This window comes from Bacillus sp. MBGLi79, from assembly GCF_002953915.1.
Genome location: NZ_CP026521.1, coordinates 4581821 through 4588051 on the forward strand (window position 1 = coordinate 4581821; position 6231 = coordinate 4588051).

Consider the following 6231-nt stretch of genomic DNA (forward strand, 5'->3'; position numbering starts at 1 on the left):
TCTTCCTTATCCAAAGGAAGAGCTTTTTTATATTTGAATGGAAAGAAGGAATGGACAACATGTCACAACAAACAACACCCGCAGAACAACAATCACTTCAAAGAAAAAAACCGCCGTTTCGCGCGGATCAAGTCGGAAGCCTGCTGAGATCTGAGCCCGTCAAAAAAGCGCGGCTGCAAAAAGCGGCCGGCGATATTACGGCTGAGCAGCTTCGCCAGATCGAAAACGATGAAATCATCCGCATTGTGGAGAAACAGAAGGAAACCGGCCTGAACGTCGTGACAGACGGTGAATTCCGCAGAGCGTGGTGGCACTTTGATTTCCTTGAAAACTTAGATGGCGTTGAGCCGTTTACTCCTGAGCAAGGCATTCAATTCCATAACGTACAGACAAAAGCACGCGGCATTAAAGTCACAGGTGATATCGACTTTTCAACTCACCCAATGCTTGAAGATTACTCATTTCTCCATAGCATTGCCGGTGACGCGACGCCAAAGATGACGATTCCAAGCCCGAATATGCTGTTTTTCCGCGGAAAACTGGAAAAGGATGCGTATAAAAACGACTATCACCTTTTCCAGCATGATGTATCCAAAGCATATAAAAAAGCGATTCAAGCGTTTTATGACAGAGGCTGCCGCTACCTCCAGCTTGATGATACGGCATGGGCCGTTTTCTTATCAGAAAAAGGCTTAAAACAAATCGAAGCGTTCGGAACAACGCCTGACGAGCTTCGCCAGCTGTTTGCGAAATCCATTAATGACGCGATTGCAGACCGTCCGGATGACTTGACGGTAACCATGCATATTTGCCGCGGCAACTTCCAGTCCACTTGGACAGCAGAAGGCGGCTATGATGCAGCAGCCGAAACCATTTTTGACGGCTTGAATCTTGACGGCCTTTTCTTAGAGTATGATGATTCACGCTCAGGCGGATTTGAGCCGCTCCGTTATGTAAAACGGTCTGATCTTCAGCTAGTTCTTGGCTTAGTGACATCTAAATTCGGTGAGCTTGAACATCCGGATGACGTGAAACGCCGTATCGAAGAAGCGTCCCGTTATGTCAGCTTAGACCAGCTTTGCCTCAGCCCTCAATGCGGATTCGCTTCAACTGAGGAAGGCAACAAGCTGACTGAAGAACAGCAATGGGCGAAGCTCCGCCATGTGGTTGAGATCGCGAATGATGTTTGGAAATAAGCAAAGAAAAACACACTTGATTCCATTCGGAGCAAGTGTGTTTTTCTGTCATTGTGCGGTGTAGCCCCCATCAAGAACGACAGCCTGCCCAGTGACGCCCTTCGCCTTCTCGCTTGCTAAAAACACGGCATAATCCGCAATTTCCTTGACGGAAAGAAGCCGTTTTTGCGGCACAAGCGGAAAAATGACCTCTTCAAGTACCGAGTCGTAAGGGACATTTCTTGCTTTTGATAGATCGCTAAGCTGATTGCGGACAAGCTGGGTATCGACATAACCTGGACAGAGCGCATTGACTGTAATGCCGTGGGGCGCGCCTTCCAGCGCCCCGACTTTTGTGAGTCCAATGACGCCATGCTTGGCGCTATTATAAGCGGATTTTCCCGCAAAGCCGACTAAGCCATTAACAGACGCGATATTAATGATTCGGCCATACTGCTGTTTTTTCATGATCGGAAAAACATGCTTCATTGCAATAAAGGGCGCCGTCAGCATAACCTTGATCAGCTGTTCAAAGGTTTCTGTCGGAAACTCTTCAATCGGGGCGACGTGCTGCATACCGGCATTGTTCACTAAAATATCCAAGCGGCCGTATCGTTTTTGGATGGCGTCCACCATATCAGCAACTTGCGCTTCCTTTGTCACATCACACGGAATGGCCGCCGCGTCAAAGCCTTCTTCTGCAAGCTTGGAGGCTGCTTTTTCGCATGCTTCCTGACGGAGGTCTGAAACGATGACGCTGGCGCCTTCACGGGCGAATTCTCTTGCCATTTCGAATCCGATTCCGCCGGCAGCCCCAGTCACCAAGGCGACTTGTTTTCTCATGTCAAACACCTTCCCATTAAGAATTGAGTACAGACTGGCTTACAGCGAAATTCGCTTCTGTTTTTTCATAAACCTCTTCAATTGTGACGCCATCCTGAAGCTCCGTCAGTGTCATGCGGCCGTTCACAAAATCAAAAACAGCCAAATCCGTAATCAGCCTGTGCACGACTTTCTGGCCTGTCAGCGGAAGAGAGCATGTTTTTTTTACCTTTGATTCGCCATGCTTATTGACATGCTCCATGATGACAACGATTCGTTTCGCCCCGTTGACGAGATCCATTGCGCCGCCCATCCCTTTTACCATTTTGCCCGGGATCATCCAATTGGCCAAATCACCCTGCTCCGAAACTTCCATTCCGCCAAGGATAGCCAAATCGATATGCCCGCCTCTTATCATCGCGAATGATTCAGCGCTGTCAAAATAAGAAGCGCCCGTCACTTCGGTAATTGTTTCCTTCCCCGCATTGATCAAATCCGCGTCTTCCGTCCCTTCCAAAGGATAGGGGCCGATTCCGAGCAGGCCGTTTTCTGACTGAAGCATGACGTGAACGCCATCGGGTATCTCATTTGCGACAAGCGTCGGCATTCCAATCCCGAGATTCACATTCATGCCGTCCTTGATTTCTTGTACAGCCCGTTTGACCATCCGTTTTCTTGCTTCCTTCACTTCGTCTCACCCTTTCCCGATGCTTGCTGAACTGTTCGCTTTTCAATCCGTTTTTCTTGACTCGTGCCAAGCACGACATGCTGAACGTAAATTCCCGGCGTATGGATATGATCTGGATCGAGCTCTCCCGCTTCCACGATTTCTTCCGCCTCGGCAATCGTGATCTTGCCTGCCATGGCGGCAACAGGATTGAAATTTCTCGCCGTTTTCCGAAAAACCAAATTGCCCATGGTGTCCGCTTTCCACGCTTTGACGATCGCCACATCGCCGGTAATGCCTCGCTCCAGCACATATGTCCGGCCGCCGAATGTTTTATGTTCTTTTCCCTCAGCTACGGTTGTGCCGACGCCTGTCGCCGTATAAAATCCCGGTATGCCCGCACCGCCTGCACGAATTCTCTCGGCGAGCGTTCCTTGGGGAACAAGCTCGATCTCAAGCTCTCCGCTTAAAAACTGTCGCTCAAAGATTTTATTTTCACCGACATAGGATGCGATCATTTTCTTGATTTGCCTATTAGCCAAAAGCAAACCGAGCCCCCAGTCATCGACTCCGCAATTGTTGCTGACAACGGTTAAATCCTTTACTCCTCGATCTCTTATCGACAAAATGAGCTGTTCAGGAATGCCGCACAGCCCAAACCCTCCCGCAATCAGCGTATCTCCATCATGAATCAATTTCGCAGCTTCTTTACTAGATGACAACACTTTTCCCATATTGATGCCCCTTTCGTTTTCTTCTACACCAGGCCAGTCAGGCTGTAAATCGCGATCACAGCAAATACGGCAGCCGTTTTGATGAGCGTGATCGCAAAAATATCGCGATACGATTGCCTGTGAGTCAGTCCCGTCACAGCCAGAAGCGTAATGACGGCGCCATTATGCGGCAGTGTGTCCATCCCGCCTGACGCCATTGAAATGACTCGATGCATCACCTCTGGCGGAATATTGTAAGCCTGAATCGCCTGTAAGTACTGCTCTGACATCGCGCTTAGCGCAATGCCCATACCACCTGAAGCCGAGCCGGTGATTCCCGCCAGCGCAGTTGTCGTAACGGCGCCATTGACAAGCGGATCGGTAAAAGTATGAGAAATTCCGCTGCTCAGCTTATGAAACCCCGGCAGCGCGGCGATAATGCCGCCGAACCCATACTCGGCACCCGTATTCATAGATGCCAGCAAGGCACCACCGATCCCTTCATTCAGCCCTTCCTTCATTTGAGCAAACACGCTTCTCCAATCAAATAAAATCGTTGTGATGATGCCGATCACTAAAGCAATCTCCACCGACCAAATGGCAGCGGCAGAAGAAATATCAAGCCTGCCGAACTCCTTTAATCCTATGGAGGAAAAATCAAATCCATTCGGATACCACTTTGGCAGGTAAATGGTGAAGCATTTATTCACTGCACCGACAAGAATAAGCGGGACAAAGGCAAGTGCATCCCGAATCGGGCTTTTGTCCGGTTTAGCACGGGACTCAGTCGATTCAGGCGCAGCATTCAGCGAATCAAAACCGCCATAACCCTCGCCAGATGCCTGCGCTTTTTTCCGCCTTGATTCCAAATAGAGCATCCCAGCTGCCAGCACAATCACTGCTCCCATCAAACCCAGCCAAGGGGCGGCATAAATGTCTGTTTTGAAAAACGCCGTCGGAATGACATTTTGGATTTGCGGCGTTCCCGGAAGCGCGTCCATCGTAAACGTAAAAGCCCCTAAAGCAATCGTTCCGGGGATGAGGCGTTTCGGTATGTTTGCTTCTTGGAACATGTTTTTCGCAAAAGGATATACGGCAAATACGACAACAAACAGGCTGACGCCGCTGTACGTCAAGACAGCGCCCATCAGCACAATGGCAAGTATCGCTCTTTTTGCCCCGACAAGCCTGACAATCGTTTTCGCGATCGATGCCGCAAGCCCAGCCATTTCAACGACCTTTCCAAAAATCGCACCGAGCAAAAAAACTGGGAAATACAGCTTAATAAACCCCGCCATTTTCTCCATAAAAATTGATGAGAAAAAAGGAAGCACATGGCTTGGATCTGTCAGCAGCACCGCGAATAACGCACAAATCGGCGCAAACAATATGACAGAAAATCCCCGATACGCCGTAAACATCAGCAAACCTAACGCCAATAGAATGATGATCAGTTCCACACACATCCCCCATTTCCGCCAACTAGAAAGCGTTTACAAAACCTGTCCGCATCGGCTGTTTCCGTCCCCTTTCCATATGTACGAGAAGTGTGGGCCAACTATTCCGATTAAAAAAGGAAAGCCCCTTTTTTCGGAGCTTTCCTCTGCCATTCATTTCATTCCTATTAGGATATCAACATCAACCGTAATATCGGCTGATGTCATCTCTTTCAGCAGGCTGACTCGGTCTTTCGGCGCCGACCAGGCAAGCGGCGTCATCTTGAGAAGCCAGTGGATCGCCTGCCGGTCAAGCGTTTTGATATAGCGGAGCCTGACAGGACGGCTGTGCGCCGCATGTGCTGTAAAACGCTCAACAGCTGCCGCATTAGAGTACGTACGCCTCGGTGAATCAGTATATAAAAATTGCCTTAATTCTATTAAATAATCGCTTCGCGGCACTACTTTTATGAGCATGCCATCATCCTTCAGCAGTCTATGAAACTCTGCATAATTAGATGGCGAAAAAATAGACAGAACAACATCAAATTGGCGATCATGAAATGGAGCACGCGCCACATCGGCAACCGCCCACATCTGATCTTTGAATGCCTTAGAAGCTTTTACAATCCCATCCTTCGAAAGATCGATGCCGATTCCCATCGCTTCTTTCCCTAAATAATCAAACCCGCAAAGCGCATTCAAATGAGAACCCTCACCGCAACCGCTGTCCAGGATGGTGAATGCCTCTTGACCGGATTTGGGATGGCTGATGAGTTCTGCAATCGTATCATGGAGCGGCTCAAAAAAACCACATTCTCCAATCAGCCTGCTCCTCGCTTCAAAAAGCTCGGCACCGTAACCGGATTTGACCGGCTTTGTCAGGAAGTTCACGTAGCCGTGCCGAGATAAATCAAATGTATGCCGCCGTTCTGTACAAATCAAGCTTTTTCCTGATGCCGCATCCATGGAAGAACCGCAGAGCGGACATCGAAACAAGCTGATATCAACGGTTTGCTTCATGATAAAAAACACCTCATTCATTCATTTTTAGATAAATGAAAAAGGCATAGACAAATAAACCTAGGCCTATCTCAAAAATTGGCCAGGTCTGGCAGTTTGTCTACACCTGTCATTATCTATAACGAATGAATTGGATAATCATGAAAAAAACTCCCTTTTTGCTGTATGGGTTTCCCCGTTTCCATGATACAACAAATCTCCAGTAGCTGGAACCTTATCGTGAAGAAAAATCAGTACTGACATGCTGGTATCCTGCCAAAATCATATCAACATAGCAATCCAGCATGTTTTTCCTTTATTTTCTCATTTCAGAATATAAATTTTATTATTGTGAAAATAGTTAAAAAGGTTGATTTTCAAAAAGTGAAAGGATAAAATACTGCTATCATCTTAGA

The 6231-nt window shown here is 48.0% G+C and carries 6 protein-coding genes; 1 reads left to right on the forward strand and 5 read right to left on the reverse strand.

What is annotated here, in order from left to right; genetic code table 11:
* The first annotated feature begins 59 nt into the window (after nucleotides 1-59).
* Nucleotides 60-1196, forward strand: coding sequence for a 5-methyltetrahydropteroyltriglutamate--homocysteine S-methyltransferase (locus tag C1T29_RS23370; RefSeq protein ID WP_071582454.1), 1137 nt, complete (start codon nucleotides 60-62; stop codon nucleotides 1194-1196).
* A 48-nt stretch (nucleotides 1197-1244) separates the two neighbouring features.
* On the opposite strand, the gene C1T29_RS23375 is transcribed toward C1T29_RS23370, so the two are convergent.
* The 5 genes from C1T29_RS23375 to C1T29_RS23395 all read right to left on the reverse strand — a co-directional run bounded on the left by C1T29_RS23375 (nucleotide 1245) and on the right by C1T29_RS23395 (nucleotide 5836).
* On the reverse strand, nucleotides 1245-2018 hold the full coding sequence (locus C1T29_RS23375) for a 3-hydroxybutyrate dehydrogenase (RefSeq protein WP_071582455.1): 774 nt from the start codon (nucleotides 2016-2018) through the stop codon (nucleotides 1245-1247).
* Between the two features lie 16 nt (nucleotides 2019-2034).
* A complete protein-coding gene (locus tag C1T29_RS23380) occupies nucleotides 2035-2685 on the reverse strand; it encodes a CoA transferase subunit B (protein ID WP_014665937.1) in 651 nt (216 codons plus the stop codon).
* Nucleotides 2682-3398 carry a CoA transferase subunit A gene (locus C1T29_RS23385; protein WP_103749203.1) on the reverse strand — a complete coding sequence of 239 codons (717 nt, stop codon included), beginning with the start codon at nucleotides 3396-3398 and terminating at the stop codon, nucleotides 2682-2684. The genes C1T29_RS23380 and C1T29_RS23385 overlap by 4 nt, the downstream gene beginning before the upstream one ends.
* Before the next feature lie 23 nt (nucleotides 3399-3421).
* Nucleotides 3422-4837, reverse strand: a complete 1416-nt coding sequence (locus tag C1T29_RS23390) for a GntP family permease (RefSeq protein WP_095431074.1) — start codon at nucleotides 4835-4837, stop codon at nucleotides 3422-3424.
* 150 nt (nucleotides 4838-4987) lie between these two features.
* Nucleotides 4988-5836, reverse strand: a complete 849-nt coding sequence (locus C1T29_RS23395) for a methyltransferase domain-containing protein (protein ID WP_095431073.1) — start codon at nucleotides 5834-5836, stop codon at nucleotides 4988-4990.
* Nucleotides 5837-6231 lie beyond the last annotated feature (395 nt).

Coding starts and splice junctions, on each gene's coding strand:
- C1T29_RS23370 (WP_071582454.1), top strand. CDS start 60: ATGTCACAACAAACAACACCCGCAGAACAACAATCACTTCAAAGAAAA.
- C1T29_RS23375 (WP_071582455.1), bottom strand. CDS start 2,018: ATGAGAAAACAAGTCGCCTTGGTGACTGGGGCTGCCGGCGGAATCGGA.
- C1T29_RS23385 (WP_103749203.1), bottom strand. CDS start 3,398: ATGGGAAAAGTGTTGTCATCTAGTAAAGAAGCTGCGAAATTGATTCAT.
- C1T29_RS23395 (WP_095431073.1), bottom strand. CDS start 5,836: ATGAAGCAAACCGTTGATATCAGCTTGTTTCGATGTCCGCTCTGCGGT.